This window comes from Streptococcus infantarius subsp. infantarius ATCC BAA-102, assembly GCF_000154985.1.
Classification (GTDB): domain Bacteria; phylum Bacillota; class Bacilli; order Lactobacillales; family Streptococcaceae; genus Streptococcus; species Streptococcus infantarius.
In genome coordinates this window covers 156,987-175,548 of sequence record NZ_DS572693.1, presented here as the reverse complement: position 1 = coordinate 175,548, position 18,562 = coordinate 156,987, and the positions used below count along the sequence as shown (strand labels likewise).

Below are 18,562 nucleotides of genomic sequence, written 5' to 3'. Positions count from 1 at the left end.
AATAAAGAGATAAATGAAGTCAGCTTTTCAAAGCATTTTCAACAGACATTTCATATGTGTACAAAAACATACTCTAAATTATTAACGTATCATTCAAAAGATCAAGTAAATTTTCTTCTAAATATAACTCAATGATATGAAAATAAACTTCACCATCATGTATAATTTGGTACTCTTTTACTGGATACTCTGTAGTTGTTAGATTAAAAAAGTTACAGTATTTGCTTATATAAGCCGGTTTTTTTAGGCCAGAAAAAATTATTACTCTCCTGTTATCAATTTTTTCTAAAATTTTACCAATCGGTATTGAACAATTCTGAACATGAAAATCATCCAATTGATTTACTTTATCAGCATCATAAATAACAATATTATTTGAAATAACAATACCACCAGCTTTTAATGTTGTAGCTTGCAAAATCAAAGAATCTCCCCAATTATACCGAATAGAATAGTCTCTATCACAAATAATACGTTCTTGAATTATTTCTACTTCAACCTTTTTATTCTTTTTATTTGTTATTGCTTCTAAAATTGAAGTAGTCGAGCCAGTATTTTGAAATAAAATATCACTAAGAACCTTTTTCAAATTTCTTTTCATTTGCCCACCTTGTTACAACAAAGAACCATTAATTATCAACCTTCTTAAAAGCTCCTGCTTGATAATACAATAGCAACGAAAGAGCAATCATTACTGCTGCAAAAACAGCAATTCCTGAAAATCCTGTAAATTGTTCAAATAAGATACCACCAACAATCCCTGCAATGGTTTCACCCAAATACATCACGGCATTTGATAATGACGAAATAGTACTTCGAGCATTTTCAACAGTACTTTGCAATATCGTCATAAATAATGAGAAAATAAATCCATTGTTCACGTAAATAATAGTCAATAATACTTCTACCATCCAAAAATGATGAACAAATAACAGCGCCACGTAAAGAATAACAAGTATCATCAGTTCTGTTTTAAATGTCTTTTGTAAGCCAAAACGTTTAACAATATAACTACCCAAAAGTGATCCAGCAAGATTACCAGCACCAATAGCAATAATTGCTGTACTAATATTAGCTAAAGACAAACCAAAGCTATGATTAAACTAAGTCGCAATAAAAGTGATTGCTGTAAATGAGCCCGTCTGAAACACAAAATAAGCTAGAAGATAAGACACGGATTTTTTATTCGTTAAAACATTTTTATAAGCTACTGTAAAGGAAATTCTATGTCACGTTCCAATTTCCAATTTTGGCATACAAAAATTGATAAGAAGTAATAAGACCAAAGAAGCCGCTGAAATGGTAATGAATGGTGCACGCCATGAAATTCCCGCCAGATAACCACCGATTGGAACACCCGTCATTTGAAAAACAGATAAACCAGCAGTTGCATAACCCATAACCTGAACAATGTGTTTTTTATCAACCACCACTGGAATCAATGCCCAAACTTGAGGTGTCACAAAAGAGGCACTAATCCCAGCCAAAAAACGAAACAAAAGTATCAAAGTAAATGAATTGGCAAAGCCACACAAAAAAGTTGAAATCGTAAAGGCTAATAGACCATCACTTTTTTTCGATCTCTTCCATCTGAAATTGGGCCTGAAACCAAAGCAAATAGAGCATAACCAATAGCATACGCACTAACCATCCAGCCAGAAATTGACGTATCAATATGATAAAGACTAGATAAAGTCGTTAACAATGGAGAAATCAAAAACGTATCTGTTCCAATGATGAACATTGTTAAAAAGAACATGGAAGCATATTTTTTCATTTTTTAAATCACACTTTCTATTAATTGAAAAACAAGCTGATATTATCAGCATCACCCAGCAATCAAAAATTTGCAATCTCCTCTCGCTATAATTCAATAGTTCAAAGACTTTTGAAATATTATGTAATATATTACTACTCAAAGGAAATACTGTCAAGATTTATTTTCAGAAAATTAAAAAAACACTTAATAAATTGACAAATAAAACTTCCGATAGTACAATTTTCGTATGACTATTGAACAATATTCTAACTATAATGATGAAGATTTAATCAAAATTTTTAAAGCCTTAGCTGATCCAGTCAGATTAAATATTCTTCGTATCTTATCGAAGAGAGAAAGTGAGCTTGGGTGTGGAGAAGTTGGTGAATTGCTTGGTATGAGCAAGTCTGCTGTCTCTTATCACTTTAAAACTCTTCGCGAAGCTGGACTTACTATCACTCGAAAAGCTGGACAAAATAAATTTGTTCGTTTAAATCATGAAACCCTTGAGAAATATTCGTTAACAAATTTGATTAATAACTTATAATTCAAAAAAAGCTGGAAGATACCTTCCAGCTTTTACTTTATTCTTTTACTTCGACAGGCACTTCTGCTAAAATTCCTTGTTTTTGAATTTCTCCGAGAAAGAAACGCGCAATTGGACCAACGATTAAAGTATCTAAAATGAAAGCAACGATAAACCCTGGAATGAATCCCAAAAAGACATGTTTCCAAGAAAAAGCTCCTGCAACGAACAAGTTCCACATACTCATTCCAAAAACCATCATTCCACACATCAAACACGTAAATACCATTGCTTCTTTAAAATTACGAGGCATTTTATTCTCCATTCATCTCATTTTTTATCAACCCTCAACCTAGGTCGGCGTACAACAATATGTCCTCCGCTAGGATAGTGCCTGAATGGATTTTTTACTCCAACACTTCTCCAATCAACTCCAGTTTACAGTCAACAGGATTCAGTCTACCTTAAAAAATTTTCTTCGTAAGTGATTTTTGCCATAAAATAAAATTAAACGTTTTACCTGAAAAATCAATCTAAAAAAACTAACAAAAACACCTCCTGCAAAAGGGCTGAGCCATCTTACAAAAAAGTGTTTTAATATGTTATTCACTAATAGCGTTACCTGTGTAGAGTTGGTAGTAACGTCCTTTTTGGGCAATTAATTCGTCGTGATTACCACGTTCGATGATGTGTCCTTGTTCAAGTACCATGATACAATCCGCATTGCGAACCGTTGATAAGCGGTGGGCAATGACAAAGGTTGTACGACCTTTCATAAGAGCATCCATACCTTCTTGAACGTGAACTTCGGTACGTGTATCGATTGATGAAGTTGCTTCGTCAAGAATCAAAGCTGGTGGATTAGCCACAGCCGCACGCGCAATCGCAAGCAATTGACGTTGTCCTTGAGAAAGATTACTTCCGTCACCTGTCAAAACAGTATCGTAACCTTCAGGCAAGCGTTTAATGAAATCATGCGCATTTGCCAATTTTGCGGCATCGATACATTCGTCATCAGTCGCATTTAAACGTCCGTAACGGATGTTATCCATAACTGTACCAGTGAAAAGGTGGGTATCTTGCAATACAATCCCTAAACTACGACGAAGATCTGCTTTTTTAATTTTACGGATATTGATTCCATCGTAATGAATCTTACCTTCTTGGATATCGTAGAAACGGTTAATCAAGTTCGTAATGGTTGTTTTACCAGCACCAGTTGAACCGACAAAGGCAATCTTTTGGCCAGGTTCTGCAAAAAGATTGATGTCATGAAGCACCATCTTATCATCATTGTATCCAAAGGTAACGTCTGTGAAAGTCACGCGACCTTCTTGCTTGTGATAAGTCACTGTACCATCTTCATGTGGATGTTTCCATGCCCATGTACCAGTTGCTTCTTCAACTTCTTGAAGATTTCCATCAGCATCTTCTTTAGCATTAACCAATTCAACATAACCTTCATCAACCTCTATTTCAGCATCAAGCAGTTTAAAGACACGATTGGCACCAGCCATCGCCATAACTACTGAGTTAATTTGTTGGCTGATTTGCGTGATTGGGTTAGTAAATCCACGGTTCAATGCAAGAAAAGAAACCAAAGTTCCCAAAGTCAAACCAGCATAACCATGAAGTGCCAAAGCTGCACCAAGCATAGCACAAAGAACATATGAAATGTGTCCAATGTTAGCAGATACTGGCATCAAGATATTGGCAAAAATATTGGCATTCGTAGCCGAATGACGGAGTTCTTGGTTGAGTTTGCGGAAATCTTCTTTAGCACGTTCTTCGTGGTTAAAGACTTTAACGACTTTTTGACCATCCATCATTTCTTCGATGAAACCATTAACGCGACCGAGGTCATTTTGTTGGTCATGGAAATATTTTGATGATTGCGCAGCGATTTTACGAGCTACATAAAGTAAAACAATAACCATGAAAACTGACAAGGCTGATAATGGCACATTTAGAACTAACATGCTGACAAAAGTTGTCAAAATCGAAAAGCTTGAGTTGACCACTTGCGGTATACTTTGTCCAATCAATTGACGAAGAGTATCAACGTCATTGGTATAAATTGACATGATGTCCCCGTGAGCATGCGTATCAAAGTACTTGATTGGTAAGCTTTCCATGTGCGTAAAGAGGTCAATACGAATACGACGCATTGTTCCTTGTCCCACATAAACCATCAAACGGTTATAAGTGTAAGTACTTGCTACCCCAATAATCCCAATAATGATTAGTTGGAAAATAGCATGCGCTAAACCAGAAAAGTCAGGATTTTTAGCAGCCAAAAGAGGTGTGACATAACTATCAATCAAGGTTTGCATGAACAAACTAAAACGAACCATACAAAGCGCAGCAATCAAAATCAAGACGAAAACAGCCATGAAACGCCATTTATAATTCTTAATCACATAAGCCAAAACACGTTTTAGTGTGGCTTGTTTGTTCACTTCTTTTTTAGGTTGAGACATTAGTTATTACCTCCTTCCTCATCAAAATCACCCCTACCTTGTTGTTGAACCTCATTGATTTCACGGTAGATAGCGTTTGTTTGTAATAATTCATCGTGGCTAGCAAAGCCTGAGATTTTACCATCATCAAGCACCAAAATCTTATCAGCATGTTGCACACTTGAAATACGTTGTGCAATGATAATTTTTGTTGTTCCTGGAATTGTTTCTTCAAATGAACGACGGATATTGGCATCTGTGGCAGTATCCACGGCACTTGTTGAATCATCCAAAATCAAAACTTTTGGTTTTTTAAGCAATGCGCGAGCGATACAAAGACGTTGCTTTTGACCACCAGAGACGTTGCTTCCGCCTTGTTCAATCCATGTATTGTATTTGTCAGGGAAACGTTCGATAAATTCGTCTGCACAAGCTTGGCGACAAGCTTCCATACATTCTTCGTCAGTCGCATTTTCATTTCCCCAACGAAGGTTATCAAGAATAGTTCCTGAGAAAAGGACATTTTTTTGAAGCACTACGGCAACTTGGTCACGAAGAACTTCCAAATCGTATTCGCGAACATCGTGTCCGCCAACTTTAACTGACCCTGCATCCACATCATAAAGACGAGAAATCAAGTTAGCAAATGATGTCTTACCAGAACCAGTACCACCAATAACACCGATGATTTCACCAGATTTGACACTAAGGTCAATGTCAGATAACACTTCTTCTCCACCACCGTGTTTGTATGAAAAATGCACGTGGTTAAATTCAATGTTTCCATTTGGAACTTCCATCAATGGATTTTCAGGATTCACGATATCAGCTTTTTCATTAAGCACTTCTGCAATACGTTCGGCACTGGCTGTACTCATTGAAACCATAACCATAATCATTGACAACATCATAAGAGACATCATCATGGCAAAGATGTAAGACATCAGGGATGTCAATTCACCCGTTGTCAGTGTACCACCAACGATGAATTGTGCTCCAAACCATGATAAACAGATGATACAACCAAAGATGATAAACATCATAACTGGCACGTTGAAAATGATGATTTTTTCTGCTTTAACAAATAAACGGTAAATATTTTCAGCAGCCTTCGTAAATTTTTTATTTTCATATTTTTCACGTACAAATGCTTTAACCACACGAATGGCAGAAATATTTTCCTGAACGCTGGAATTCAAATCATCGTATTTACGGAAAACGTAATTGAAACTTGTCATAGCCTTACGCATGATAAATAGAAGCGATGCTCCTAAAATCAAGACAGCCGCAAGGAAAATCAAACTCAAACGTTGGTCCACCACAAAACACATAATCATACTAACAACGATTGTCAGCGGTGCACGCACAACAATACGAATAATCATTTGATAAGCATTTTGCACATTTGTAACGTCTGTTGTCATACGAGTGACAAGACCAGCTGTACTGTATTTATCAATATTTGAAAAGGCAAAGGTTTGAATATTATCATACATTCCTTCACGCAAATTAGCGGCAAATCCTGCTGAGGCTTGCGCAGCGAATTTACCAGCCAAGAAACCAGTTATTAAACCACATGTGGCAAGAACCAACATCAAGATTCCATACTTCATGGCAACAGCCAAGTTCCCAGCTTGTACCCCTTGGTCAATTAACTTAGCAATGACAAAAGGGATTGACATATCGAAGAAAACCTCTAAAGCTGCACACAAAGGAGCAAGTAAAGATGGTGTCTTATACTCCTTGACTTGAGCTAAAAGAGTTTTAATCATTCTCGTCACCTCTTTCTACAACATTATAATATGCTCGTTCGAGCAAAGAATGAAATGTTTCTTGTTCTTTATCAAAAAAGCCTCTGATAATATCGTCTTCTGATTCCTGCAAATGATCACACACAAGAATAATCAAGTCAAGTCCCTTATCAGAAATGCGCACTTTCTTGATACGCTTGTCCTTGTCATTCTGACCTGTAATAACTAATTCCTTTTGTTCCAAACGCGAGATAATCCCAGCCATGGTTGGTTGCGACACTTCAAATTCTCTCTCTAATTCCTTATAAGTACAACAATCCTTATCATCTTTTAAATACAACAACACCCAAGATTGCATAATGGTGATATTATAAGGCTTTAAGAAATTATTCATGTTTTGTTCCAAACGATGCGCAATTCGCTTAACAAGCCAACCATATGGAGCATTTTTAGGATTCATAGTTACCTCCGACAATAAAAAAGCAAGTCCCTAAAAAACATCCGTCAGAATTTGTAGACTATTTTTTAAAGTTTGCTAAACATTCCATTTTATTCCATTAATTATTATAAAACTTTGAGTCAAAAAGTCAATAGCCTGCTATTGTAATTTTTTTAAAAATCAATAAAAGCCTGTTTTGATTCAAAACAGACTATCTTACATTTACCCCTCAACTTTTTCGCTGAGTTCTTCCCATTCTAACATGAGGGTTTCTTGTTGTTCAGTTAGTTCATCGAGTTCTTTTTGCAAATCAATTAGCTCGCTCGCTTCATTTGTAGCAAGCATGACTTGGTTGATTTCCTCTTCACGCGCTTCAATCTCTTCTAATTGATTTTCAATTTCAGTGATGCGACGTGTGAGTTTGCGAAGTTCTTTTTGATTGGCTTTTTGCGCTTGATAATCATTAGCTGGCACTTTTTCATCGACTACAGTTGTTCTTTCTTGCGCTTCTTCTTCCTTCATGCGAGCCAATTCTTCCAGCTCTGCTTTTTTCTCAAGGTAATAATCATAATCGCCAAGATAAAGGGTTGAGCCTTCTTCGGAGATTTCAAGCACTTTTGTCGCTACACGGTTAATGAAATAACGGTCGTGGCTGACAAATAAAAGCGTGCCGTCAAAATCAATCAAGGCATCTTCCAGAACTTCCTTACTGTCAATATCCAAGTGGTTGGTTGGTTCATCAAGGATAAGGAAATTGTTGTTTTGCATTGACAATTTTGCTAACAAAAGACGAGCTCGTTCGCCACCTGAAAGCATGCTGACTGATTTTTTAACGTCATCACCTGAGAAAAGGAAGGCTCCTAGACGATTTCTGATTTCTACTTCAGGTGTAGTTGAGAAATCATTCCACAACTCATCAAGAACGGTATTGGTACGTGTCAAATTTGATTGCGTTTGGTCATAGTAACCAACCTCGACATTAGCACCGTAAGTTGATGTTCCTTTAATAAATGGAATCTGACCCACAATTGATTTAATCAAAGTTGATTTTCCAATACCATTTGGTCCAACGATGGCAATGGCATCAAATTTCTTGACATCAATGTTGATTGGCTCTGACAAGATTTGATCATCGTAACCAATCGCCGCATCAGTTACTGTTAAAACAACATTTCCTGACACTTTATCAGCATGGAAAGTCATGTTAGCTGATTTTTGTCCAGCTAATGGCTTGTCCAAGCGTTCCATTTTTTCTAATTGTTTGCGGCGGGCTTGAGCACGTTTTGTCGTTGAAGCACGAACAAGGTTACGTTGCACAAAGTCTTCCAACTTAGCAATTTCTTTCGCTTGTTTTTCATAATTTTTGGCTTCGAGCGCTAATTTCTCAGCCTTCAAATCCATAAATTTAGAATAGTTACCAACGTATCGATCAAGCGAATGTTTTGTCAAATCAAGCGTCACTGTTGCAACTTTATCAAGGAAGTAACGGTCGTGACTGACAATAATCAAAGCGCCTTGATAGTTGACTAAGTAATTTTCAAGCCAAGCAATGGTTTCAATGTCCAAGTGGTTGGTTGGTTCGTCAAGTACAAGAAGTTCAGGCTTTTCAAGCAACATTTTAGCAAGAGCCAAGCGCGTATTTTGCCCACCAGACAACTCAGAAATCTTCATTTGCCACATCGATTCATCAAATTTGAACCCATTCAAAATGGCTTTAATTTCTGCCTCGTAAGTGAATCCACCTTTAACACGAAATTCTTCTGATAAACGGTCGTAATCCGACATCAATTTATCAAAAGCATCACCTGTTAGCTCTGCCATTTGCATTTCCATCTTACGAAGACGAGATTCCATGCTACGCACATCATCAAAAACGTGCAACATTTCATCAAAAATGGTATTTTCTGACTCAAAACGGCTATCTTGCGCCAAATATGACAAACTTAAGTCACGTTTTGTATTGATTTCACCTGATGTTGGCGCTTCTTCACCGACTAAAATTTTAAGCAAAGTTGATTTACCAGCACCATTTCGCCCAACAAGCGCAATGCGGTCTTTTTCATCAACTTGAATATTAATATTGTCAAATAAGACATCGCCCGAAAATGAGCGTTCAATTTTGTTTCCTTGTAAAATAATCATATGTCTATTTTAACAAATCCTCACTCGTTAAACTAGGATAATATCAAAAAATCTGCTCAAATGAGCAGATTTCATTACTATTGATTATAAATCGATTGTACTTTTTGGATATCGACATCTTGAATGCCATAGTATGAACCTGACGATTGCATGACTGATTCTTCATTATCGTCGTGGTCAAGCCCAATCGCGTGTCCCAATTCGTGCTCTGCTGTGTAGACAATACGATTATGCGTGTAGCCATAATCATTATCAAGCAAGTAATAGGTATTTAACTTAACGTCCACATGCGTAATCTGATTAGTCAACGCATTAGTCTCTGTTTCAGCTAAACCAGCTGCTTTTGAACTTGCATCTGAATATTCAGTTGCAACAATATCTGCTGAACTCTCATCACTAACAAGTGTAAAGGTAAATGCCCCAGTGGCATTCCAAGCATTAATTGCTTCTTCATAAGCGTTAACTAGCGTCTTATTAGTTGTTTTAATATAAACATTAGCCGAATTGCTAGACCAACGAGCACCAGAATAATGAGTAAAATCATCTGTTGACAAGTCTTTTAAATTATTAGCAATATCATCTTTATTAGCATCAAAGTACGTAACGACACTATTAGCAATATTTGAAATGGAATTTGCTAACTGAGAACTGCTGTTATTGGCGTAATAAAGAAGGCCAAAACATAAAATGGCAATCAGAACAATTGTCTTAATAATTGCCCAGAAAAAATTCCAGATAATATTGATTATAAGGCTGGGAATAAAAAAGATAATCTTAAATAGTGTTCTCATACGTACCCTTTCTTTCTAGAATTCTAAGCATTAACAAATTACCTCGGGCTTTAGTATAACAAGCCCAGCTTAAAAAAACAAGAAAAAATAAACATTTCGGTACACAACAAAAAAGAAGCTAGTAAAAAAACTAGCTTCAAATTATTTTTATCTCACTTCCATAACGACTGGTAAAATCGCTGGGCGGCGTTTGGTTTGGTCAAAGAGGAATTTGGCCACTTCATCGCGGACAGCTCCTTTTAGTTCACCCCAGTCAAAACTATCTTGTTTCAAGTAGTTTTCAACGGTTTGGTTAACCAATTCAGCCGATTCACGAAGAATATCACGGCTCTTCTTAACGTAAACAAATCCGCGTGTGTGAATTTTTGCTTTAGAAATAATTTTCTTCTCGCGTTTATTAACAGTCAAGGCAACGATGAAGATACCATCTTCTGACAAGACTTTACGGTCACGAAGAACGATGTTTCCAACATCACCGATAGCATTACCATCAATCATGACATCGCCTGCTGGTACGCTACCTTCATGGTTAAAACCATTTTTACCAAGAACCATAACATCACCACGTTTAACGATGTAGATGTTTTCAGGGTACATTCCCACTTCTTGTGCCAATTCAGCGTGAGCTGCCAAATTACGGTACTCACCTTGAACTGGGAAAAGGTATTTCGGTTGAAGAAGGTTAAGCATCAACTGCAAATCACGTCCATTGGCATGACCTGAGACATTAAGTGTCTTCGTAATAAGGTTAACCGTACCACCAGCTTTGTAAATAAGGTTTTCAACACGCGCAACCGCTGCTTCTTTTGAAAGACTTGGTGTTGTAACGATGTAAACCAAATCACCATCTTTAATTTGAATATAACGGTGACGTCCAAGTGCCATTTTATGTAGACCATTGATTGGCTCACCCATGCGACCAGCTTCAAGAATAATTAATTCATGGTCTTCGTATTTGTGCATGTCTTTTGGTTTGATGATTAATTTTTCATCAACCAAACGAAGACGCTTCATACGAATCGCTGTGCGAACAATGTTTTCAGCGTCAAAACCAGTCAAGACCACACGACGACCGTATTCAGCAGCTGAGTCAAAGACTTGTTGGATACGCACTAGGTTTGAGGCTACCGCAGCAATGATAACGCGACCTTCAGCGTCAGCAATAGCGCTATCCATTTCAGCAGCAACTTCTGCTTCGCTTGCTGTCATGACCTGGCTTGTAGCATTTGCAGAATCAGAAAGAAGGGCAAGCACTCCTTCACGTCCAATTTCAGTCAAACGTCCCAAGTCAGTGCGGTAATATTTACGCGCAGCTTGGTCAAACTTAAAGTCACCAGTATAGACAATATTTCCTTCATCGGTACCAACTACAATCCCTAAACTTTCAGGAACTGAGTGAGTTGTTTTGAAGAATGAAATCGTCGCATCCGCAAATTCGATTTCAGTTTCAGCGTCGATAACGTGGAAATTATTGAATTTCTTAACGTTGTTATTTTTCTTCACAAAGAGCTTCGCTAACTCAATAGTAAGTGGTGAACCAAAGACTGGCGCTTTAAATTCTTGCAAAATATAAGGCAAAGCTCCGATAGCATCGGCGTGCCCGTGTGTCAAGAAAATCCCTTGCACACGTTTTTTGTTTTCAATTAGGTAATCAAGGTTTGGAATGACTTCATCCACACCAAGTTGCTCATTTTCAGGATACTTCAGTCCAGCATCCAAAACGAAAATTGAGTCATTAACTTCTACCACATAGAGGTTTTTCGCATTTTCACGAACCCCACCTAGGGCAATAATTTTAATATCGCTCATGACGATGTTTTCTCCTCATTTTATTTTTTTATACGTGCAAACCATGTTTGCTTATTTCTTTACTAACGGTCCTTGCCTCCAAAAAGGTTAGCAAGTCGAATTACAGCAATTTAATTGTAACATATTTTCAGAAGATTTTCTTCTTTATGATTTGGAAAAGTCACTCAAGGCACAAAAAAACGCCCGATGGCGTTTCATTTTATTCAAATAATTGATAGTAATCAGCGATTGCCAGTTGGGCTTTTTCATCTTGGTTGAGGTCTTTGATGATTTTCCCATCTTTCATAACAATCAAACGGTTGCCATATTTCAGAGCATCTTCCATGTGGTGTGTAATCATGAGTGCTGTCAAGTGGTCACCCGTTACAAATTCATCTGTTAAATTCATCAAGAATACACTCGTTTTAGGGTCAAGTGCTGCTGTGTGTTCATCGAGTAATAACAACTCTGGACGTTTCAGCGTAGCCATCAAAAGGCTGAGCGCTTGACGTTGACCACCTGACAAAAGACCCGTCGGCGTATCCAAATGTTTTTCAAGACCATTACCAGTTCGTGCAACCAACGCTTGAAATTCATCGGTAAACGCATGAATTTTTCGTGGCAAAAGTCCACGTTTTTCACCACGATATTTGGCAATAAGAAGATTTTCAGCCACTGTCATACGAGGTGCTGTACCCATTTTAGGGTCTTGAAAGACACGCGCAAGGTAATTAGCACGTTTTTCAGCAGGCAGATGCGTCACATCTTTTCCAAGGATTGAAATGCTTCCGCTAGTTAACATCAAAGTCCCAGCAATCACGTTAAAGAGGGTTGATTTACCGGCACCATTACCACCTAAAATCGTCAAAAAATCATGCTCATAAATGGTCAAGCTCACATCATCAAGGATTGTTTTGACCTCATCAAGACCATTATTAACTTGAACTGTTGCATTTTTTAATTCTACAATTTTTTTCATCGTGATAAGGTCACTCCTTTAAAGAATTTATTTTTAAGAACAGGAACCATAAGACAAATAGCTAAGACAATGGCACTGAATAATTTGAGGTAGTTGGTATTGAAACCAAGGGCAATCACACCTGTGATTAAGAATTGGTACAAAATTGACCCAACCACGATAGCAATCAAACGTTCAAGTAGTGTCAAACCAGTTGAGTAAAGCACCTCACCGATAATGATACTTGCAAGACCGATTACAATAACACCAATCCCTTTTGACACATCAGCGTAGCCGTCTTGTTGACTGACAAGAGCCCCTGACAAAGCAATCAAACCATTTGAAATGGTAAGTCCCATAACTTCCATACGGTCAGTATTGATTCCAAAACTCTTTGCCATATCAAGGTTATCACCAGTTGCGATGTAAGCTTGACCAAGTCGTGTATAAAGGAAAAAGATAAGCGCTGAAATCACGATAATCACTGCTAAAAGACCAATGACCAAAAGATTTGTACTATCAGAAAATGGAAGCAAGGCTTGCAAAGGTTTGATGTTAAACAAACCTAGGTTGGCACGTTTCATAACCATAAGCATAACGGAGTTACATGACGTCATTACCAAAATCCCTGCTAAAAGCGTTGGAATTTTTCCTTTAGTATAAAGAAGACCAGTAACAAGACCAGCTAAACAACCCGCAAGCATACCTGCCAAAGTAGCTAACAAAGGGTGTGTCCCGTGATTCATCAAAGTAACAGCCACTGCTCCACCAAGAGGGAAAGACCCTTCAGTCGTCATATCTGGAAAATTAAGAATTCGGAAAGTCAGGTAAATTCCTAAACCAAGAATTCCCCACAAAAGTCCTTGTGAAACTGACGAAATAATCATATGATGTTTTCTCCTTCTCTCCTAATTTTCATCTGCTTTAACAGCTACTGTTGCTTTTGACAACATGCTATCTGGAATTGTAATGCCAAGTTCTTGAGCTTCTTTTAAGTTAAGGGTTGGGGTACCAGTATTAACGATGTTAACTGGGACGTCTGATACTTTTTTACCAGCAAGTAATTTAACAGCAATTTTTGCTGTTTCAACCCCTAAATCATATTGGCTTTGAGCGACTGAAGCGATGCTTCCTTGTTCAACCATGGTGTCCACACATGAATAAACTGGAATCTTAGCAGCGTTTGCTGAGTTAACAACAGTTGAAAAAGCTGAGGCAATGGTATTATCTTGTGGGACAAAAACAGCATCGACTTTACCAGTCATGACAGACATGGTTGTTTTAATTTCATTGGTTGATGGAACAGCGTATTCAATTACATTGATACCAGCTGCTTTAGCGTATTTTTTAAATTCAGCCACTTGAGATACGGAATTATCTTCGCTACTAGCATACAAAACTCCGATTGTTTTAGTGTTTGGTGTAATTTCTTGAATCATCTCAACCGTTTGTTTAATCGGCACTTGGTTAGAAACGCCTGTAACGTTTCCTTCCGGTTTTTTCAAATTCTTAACCAATTTTGCTCCGACTGGGTCTGAAATAGCTCCCATCACAACTGGAATGTCTTTGGTTGCTGAAGCTAGTCCTTGAGCAGCTGGTGTTGCAATCCCAATAACCACGTCATTTTTAGCATGAACCAATTGTTTACTCATGGTTTGGATTTTACTTTGGTCACCTTCGGCATTTAAAACGGTAATCTTAGCATTTGCTTTGTCGTAGCCAGCATCAGCTAAGCCATCTTCAATCCCTCTTTCAATTTCATCAAGAGCATCGTGGGTAACATATTGTAAAATACCGATTTTAATATCTCCATTTTTTGCTGACTCATTTTTAGTCTGGTCATAAATCATTGAACCAGCTACTAAAATGACAAGGGCAATAAGTGTTCCAATAAGTGCCTTATTTTTCATATTTTTCTCCGTTGAACAATCTAATTTATTTAATACCTTATTTTCAATTTGATGAGTCAACTAAAAAGAAAAGCGTCTAGTAATTGCTTACTACACGCTTTTTTATCTTTTAACTAAGATTAGCGCATAGATACTTTTTAGAAGTACTCCAAAAGTCGTATCTATGCAACAACATAAACACAACTTTTACATACGCCAACTTTGCCAACTTGTAAGAGTTTGTGTCATGCTCATATCTTAGCTTCCCCCTGTGTTTTTTAATAATTATAACCTAAATTCTGAAAATTTCAAGTTCTTTTCGAAATTTTCTTATTTTTATTCAAAACACTTATTTGCTATGCTCAAACTTTAGCTTAAATGCTTGATAAAACTTCTAATAACCTTTGGAAGAGTGTGATAAGAATAAGATTTGTAGAGTCTTTCTTTCCAAGTATGAGCTCCAATACCGTAAACGCCCAAGTCGAGAGCTGGAATGTCAAGCTTTCTGATGGTATCAACTGGCAATGGATAAATTGCATCCATCAGAGGAAAATTCGCTTTTAGTTTTTCAATGTCTTCTGGACTTTCTCGCATCGCAAGATAGCTAGAATCACTTAAAAATGGGAAAAATCGTCGTTTCACAAAATGTTCTTCAGGAAATTCTGCCATCATTTTTTCAAGCGCTTGGTCAACATCGCTGTCTTTATCAGTATAATTGTGGGGACAAAACGGCGGTGCTAAAAAGACAATCACTTTTGCTTCATCAGACTGTGTTTTTGCCTCAAGGTAGTCAATTAAATCAAAACCAACTTCTCGTTTGTCAAAATCTCCGATAGTTTCAAAGAACTCCCTAATTAAGGCCTGGCTATCAAAACCTTTTTTCTCCAAAACATCTAGATACTGCGAAAAAGTCATCACAGTAATATCATGCGAAATCTGGCTACGAATATGACTTCTTTCCGAATAAATCTTAAATCGTTCTTTATAATGTCTTGAAACCTCATGGACAGCCTCACGACTAGCTTCCATTAAGGTGTGCAAAATGGTATCTGCACTTTTTTCATATAAGAAAGTATTGAAGTAAAGATTGGCACGCTTGTTTGTTTGGACATTATAAAAATCCTTGCAATCTCGTTGTAAAAGCACAGAACTTGGCAATATATCTTCATTGTCAATTTTTTCAACTAAATCAAGGTTGGTATTGATTTTAAGATTAATCGCACTAGAAATCATTGTGGCATCAATACCCATCAAACAACTGCCAACATGCGTTTCTCTCCTTTTGATGTAAAAACATGTCAGCATTTTCCCAGCAGCGCCCGTGTAAATATATTTCTTCTCATCACCGTCATATGAAGGAGAAATAAAATCCGTATTAACCGCTGCTTGAAACTCATAACCTGCTTGACGAAGACGTAACAGTTCACTTGAGGCCTGGATAGCACCAGTATGGTCATTTTCCTCAACACAATTGGTCATCAAAAGTAAATTGCAAGGAAGTTCATCTGGATGTTCCATGTAATAGAAAAGTGTCGCAATATTGACTGCATCTCCTGATTTCATATCAAGCATTCCGCGGCCAAACAACCAGTCACCAGATTTAGCATGTTCTTGAATAAGTGGGTCTTCGTCATAGTTTTTAAAGAACGCTTGAAGCGCATCTGAATCATTGGCGATGCCTTTTATAGGACCATAATCTTCAACCCCAACAGTATCCATATGAGAATGCAGGATTACTGTCTTTGATACCCCAGCTTTCTTTAGCAGTGCAAAATTATTCTTACGTTTTAAAGAATCATCTTCTAAAACTTGTTGCCAAACACACTCAGGGTGAGCTGTAAAATACGGCGCTGATTGCACCAATTCATAAATGGCATCAGCCAAATTGACTTCTCCTGCTGTACCATTTACTGAAAGAATGGACACCAAATATTTAGCAATGGATTCTATACGTTCTGGCGTGCTCAATTCTTCAATGGTTTCAAATTTCATGATGATACTCCTTCAAAATAGCAACTGCATTTTTAACCGTTTGAACTTGCAAGGTATTCAGACTGTCTTGACTATAAAAGGCAGAATGAGGGGTCAAGATAACATTATCTCGTTTAAGAAATGGATTATCTGAAAGGTCTGGATTTTCACTCTCTAAAACATCCAATCCCGCACCGATTACTTTTCCTTCATCTAACGCTTCAATCAGTGCTACTTCATCCACAAGACTACCACGCGCCACATTGATAAAAATCACTGGTTTTTTCAACTTCTTAAAGAAGTCCCGATTAAAGAAATGCTCATTAGCCGAATTAGCAAACAAATGCAAACTGATGACATCTGCCTCAGCTTGAATGGTTTCAATTGAAACCAATTTGACACCAAGTTGGTCTGCCACTTCCTCAGGAATAAAAGGGTCATAAGCTATCACAGACATTCCAAAACTTTTTGCACGTTTAGCAACTGCCTGTCCGATTCGACCAAGACCGAAAATAGCCAAGGTTTGCGAGGAAAGCCGCTTCACTTCGCCAGCCTTTTGATAACTCCAAAATCCTGCTACTATGAATTTGCGATGTATAAAGAGTTTTTGATTTAAAGCAAGCAGGAGAGCTATCGTATGATTGGCAACATCTTCTGTTGAATAAGCTCTTAAATTGCTAACAGCAACACCCAACTTTTCAGCATAGTCAGTATCAATAGTATTAGTCCCTGTTGCATTAACTGCAATCCCCTTTAAGTCAGGAAATTTTCCCAAAATATCTTCCTTAAGTGGCAGAAAAGCTGTCAAAAGCACGTCCACACCAGACATTCTTTCAATAAACTCATCTTCATTGACATAAGGATAAACAGTAATCTCACTATCGGCAGGTAAAAGTTCCTTTAAAAGGTTAACTTCGATACTCAAATCACGTTCCGCCAAAACATTTGGATAATCAGAAATTAACACTTTTAACATGGTCTTTCTCCTTTAAAATAGTATCTACCTCACTAACTAAATGGTGCATTTCTTGTTTTGTACCAATGGTGATACGAACAAAGTCTTTGACTTCTTCTGTCTCGTAGTGACGAACCAAGATATGGCGTTCACGTAATTTTTCATATAATTCCTCCCCTAAAATCAAACGTGAAGACGCATAGACAAAGTTCGTTTTACTGTTTAAAACTTTAAAACCTAAAATACGAAGAGCAGATGTCAAGTAATCACGATTTTCGATAATTTCCTTGACATGTCTTTCAAAATGAAATTCATCTTCTAAGCTTGCTATCGCCACTTCTTCTTGTAACAAACTCACATTGAATGGATTAACCGCCATTTTTAAATCTTCCATATCTTTGATGAGTTCTTTACAAGCAACCGCGTAACCAATCCGACCGCCAGCTAATTGACGCGATTTTGAAAAAGTACGAACAACAATAACATTTGAAAATTCTTCAACCAACTTAATAGCTGTTTGTGATGCTCCGCCAAAATCAATATAAGCCTCATCAACAATAACCAGTCGCTCTGGATGCGAAGCAACCAATTTCTTGATGGCTGATAAAGGTTTTAAAAATCCTGTTGGTGCATCCGGATTAACAACTAAAACGGCATGTGGAAGATCTTCATAATCTGATAAATCAACGCGTAAATCTTTTGTTAAAGGCACTTCTAATGCTTCATATTCATACGTATCCGCATATCCTTTGTAAAACGGATAAGTCACTTTCGGAAAAGCAAGTTTATCGCCTCGTTCAAAAAATGTTCTAAAGATTAAATCTAAAACATCATCTGCTCCTGTTCCAACAATGATGTTTGTTTTATCCAAAGAATGCAAATTAGCCAATTTTTGACGTAATTTGTGCTGACAAGGATCGTTGTAATAATTTAAATTCTGAACATTTTTCAAAACCTCTAAAACACGAGGGCTAGGCTCTTGTGAACTTTCATTGGCATTTAATTTAAGATAATCATCTCCAAGTTGTTCACCAGGTTTGTAAGCGACAATAGTTTCAAATGATTTAGCTAAAAATGTTGACATAACAAACTTTCTAAATTGTTTTTTACGTGGCAATCCACATCTACAAATGA

The 18,562-nt window shown here is 37.2% G+C and carries 14 protein-coding genes and 2 pseudogenes; 1 reads left to right on the top strand and 15 read right to left on the bottom strand.

The features are described from left to right. Positions 1 to 73 precede the first annotated feature (73 nt). A complete protein-coding gene (locus STRINF_RS07360; protein ID WP_006532454.1) occupies positions 74 to 601 on the bottom strand; it encodes a hypothetical protein in 528 nt (175 codons plus the stop codon). A gap of 28 nt (positions 602 to 629) precedes the next feature. Next, positions 630 to 1,777 (bottom strand): annotated as a pseudogene (locus tag STRINF_RS10825) (MFS transporter). 229 nt (positions 1,778 to 2,006) lie between these two features. Between STRINF_RS10825 and STRINF_RS07340 the strand changes: the two are divergent. Continuing rightward, positions 2,007 to 2,306 carry an ArsR/SmtB family transcription factor gene (locus STRINF_RS07340; RefSeq protein WP_006532450.1) on the top strand — a complete coding sequence of 100 codons (300 nt, stop codon included), beginning with the start codon at positions 2,007 to 2,009 and terminating at the stop codon, positions 2,304 to 2,306. Between the two features lie 103 nt (positions 2,307 to 2,409). Here the strand turns inward: STRINF_RS07340 and STRINF_RS07335 are convergent. The 13 genes and pseudogenes from STRINF_RS07335 to hisC all read right to left on the bottom strand — a co-directional run. Continuing rightward, a pseudogene (locus tag STRINF_RS07335) lies at positions 2,410 to 2,598 on the bottom strand (hypothetical protein); the annotation flags it as partial. Between the two features lie 289 nt (positions 2,599 to 2,887). Next, entirely contained in the window at positions 2,888 to 4,765 is a 1,878-nt protein-coding gene (locus STRINF_RS07330) for an ABC transporter ATP-binding protein (RefSeq protein WP_006532448.1), read from the bottom strand. Further along, a complete protein-coding gene (locus STRINF_RS07325; RefSeq protein WP_006532447.1) occupies positions 4,765 to 6,516 on the bottom strand; it encodes an ABC transporter ATP-binding protein in 1,752 nt (583 codons plus the stop codon). Before STRINF_RS07325 ends, STRINF_RS07330 begins: the two co-directional genes overlap by 1 nt. Next, the gene (locus STRINF_RS07320) at positions 6,509 to 6,955 is read right to left on the bottom strand and encodes a MarR family winged helix-turn-helix transcriptional regulator (protein WP_006532446.1); all 447 of its coding nucleotides are present in this window, start codon (positions 6,953 to 6,955) and stop codon (positions 6,509 to 6,511) included. Before STRINF_RS07320 ends, STRINF_RS07325 begins: the two co-directional genes overlap by 8 nt. Before the next feature lie 201 nt (positions 6,956 to 7,156). Continuing rightward, complete coding sequence (locus STRINF_RS07315; protein ID WP_006532445.1) at positions 7,157 to 9,076, bottom strand: ABC-F family ATP-binding cassette domain-containing protein; 1,920 nt, start codon at positions 9,074 to 9,076, stop codon at positions 7,157 to 7,159. Positions 9,077 to 9,153: 77 nt separating this feature from the next. Then, positions 9,154 to 9,867, bottom strand: coding sequence for a matrixin family metalloprotease (locus STRINF_RS07310; RefSeq protein WP_006532444.1), 714 nt, complete (start codon positions 9,865 to 9,867; stop codon positions 9,154 to 9,156). A gap of 147 nt (positions 9,868 to 10,014) precedes the next feature. Next, the gene (locus STRINF_RS07305) at positions 10,015 to 11,676 is read right to left on the bottom strand and encodes a ribonuclease J (RefSeq protein WP_006532443.1); all 1,662 of its coding nucleotides are present in this window, start codon (positions 11,674 to 11,676) and stop codon (positions 10,015 to 10,017) included. Between the two features lie 199 nt (positions 11,677 to 11,875). After that, positions 11,876 to 12,634: an ABC transporter ATP-binding protein gene (locus tag STRINF_RS07300; protein WP_006532442.1), complete on the bottom strand. Its 759-nt coding sequence runs from the start codon at positions 12,632 to 12,634 to the stop codon at positions 11,876 to 11,878. Beyond that, positions 12,631 to 13,500, bottom strand: coding sequence for an ABC transporter permease (locus STRINF_RS07295; protein ID WP_006532441.1), 870 nt, complete (start codon positions 13,498 to 13,500; stop codon positions 12,631 to 12,633). The genes STRINF_RS07300 and STRINF_RS07295 overlap by 4 nt, the downstream gene beginning before the upstream one ends. Before the next feature lie 21 nt (positions 13,501 to 13,521). Then, positions 13,522 to 14,523: a tryptophan ABC transporter substrate-binding protein gene (gene trpX / locus STRINF_RS07290; RefSeq protein ID WP_014334537.1), complete on the bottom strand. Its 1,002-nt coding sequence runs from the start codon at positions 14,521 to 14,523 to the stop codon at positions 13,522 to 13,524. A gap of 348 nt (positions 14,524 to 14,871) precedes the next feature. Beyond that, entirely contained in the window at positions 14,872 to 16,494 is a 1,623-nt protein-coding gene (locus STRINF_RS07285) for a zinc-binding metallopeptidase family protein (RefSeq protein WP_006532439.1), read from the bottom strand. Beyond that, positions 16,484 to 17,449, bottom strand: a complete 966-nt coding sequence (locus tag STRINF_RS07280) for an NAD(P)-dependent oxidoreductase (protein WP_006532438.1) — start codon at positions 17,447 to 17,449, stop codon at positions 16,484 to 16,486. The genes STRINF_RS07285 and STRINF_RS07280 overlap by 11 nt, the downstream gene beginning before the upstream one ends. Further along, on the bottom strand, positions 17,427 to 18,512 hold the full coding sequence (hisC, locus tag STRINF_RS07275; RefSeq protein ID WP_006532437.1) for a histidinol-phosphate transaminase: 1,086 nt from the start codon (positions 18,510 to 18,512) through the stop codon (positions 17,427 to 17,429). The genes STRINF_RS07280 and hisC overlap by 23 nt, the downstream gene beginning before the upstream one ends. Positions 18,513 to 18,562 lie beyond the last annotated feature (50 nt).

Bases quoted from the DNA above. Each gene is read 5' to 3' on its own strand.
- STRINF_RS07360 (WP_006532454.1), bottom strand. From the start codon at position 601: ATGAAAAGAAATTTGAAAAAGGTTCTTAGTGATATTTTATTTCAAAAT.
- STRINF_RS07340 (WP_006532450.1), top strand. From the start codon at position 2,007: ATGACTATTGAACAATATTCTAACTATAATGATGAAGATTTAATCAAA.
- STRINF_RS07330 (WP_006532448.1), bottom strand. From the start codon at position 4,765: ATGTCTCAACCTAAAAAAGAAGTGAACAAACAAGCCACACTAAAACGT.
- STRINF_RS07325 (WP_006532447.1), bottom strand. From the start codon at position 6,516: ATGATTAAAACTCTTTTAGCTCAAGTCAAGGAGTATAAGACACCATCT.
- STRINF_RS07320 (WP_006532446.1), bottom strand. From the start codon at position 6,955: ATGAATCCTAAAAATGCTCCATATGGTTGGCTTGTTAAGCGAATTGCG.
- STRINF_RS07315 (WP_006532445.1), bottom strand. From the start codon at position 9,076: ATGATTATTTTACAAGGAAACAAAATTGAACGCTCATTTTCGGGCGAT.
- STRINF_RS07310 (WP_006532444.1), bottom strand. From the start codon at position 9,867: ATGAGAACACTATTTAAGATTATCTTTTTTATTCCCAGCCTTATAATC.
- STRINF_RS07305 (WP_006532443.1), bottom strand. From the start codon at position 11,676: ATGAGCGATATTAAAATTATTGCCCTAGGTGGGGTTCGTGAAAATGCG.
- STRINF_RS07300 (WP_006532442.1), bottom strand. From the start codon at position 12,634: ATGAAAAAAATTGTAGAATTAAAAAATGCAACAGTTCAAGTTAATAAT.
- STRINF_RS07295 (WP_006532441.1), bottom strand. From the start codon at position 13,500: ATGATTATTTCGTCAGTTTCACAAGGACTTTTGTGGGGAATTCTTGGT.
- trpX (WP_014334537.1), bottom strand. From the start codon at position 14,523: ATGAAAAATAAGGCACTTATTGGAACACTTATTGCCCTTGTCATTTTA.
- STRINF_RS07285 (WP_006532439.1), bottom strand. From the start codon at position 16,494: ATGAAATTTGAAACCATTGAAGAATTGAGCACGCCAGAACGTATAGAA.
- STRINF_RS07280 (WP_006532438.1), bottom strand. From the start codon at position 17,449: ATGTTAAAAGTGTTAATTTCTGATTATCCAAATGTTTTGGCGGAACGT.
- hisC (WP_006532437.1), bottom strand. From the start codon at position 18,512: ATGTCAACATTTTTAGCTAAATCATTTGAAACTATTGTCGCTTACAAA.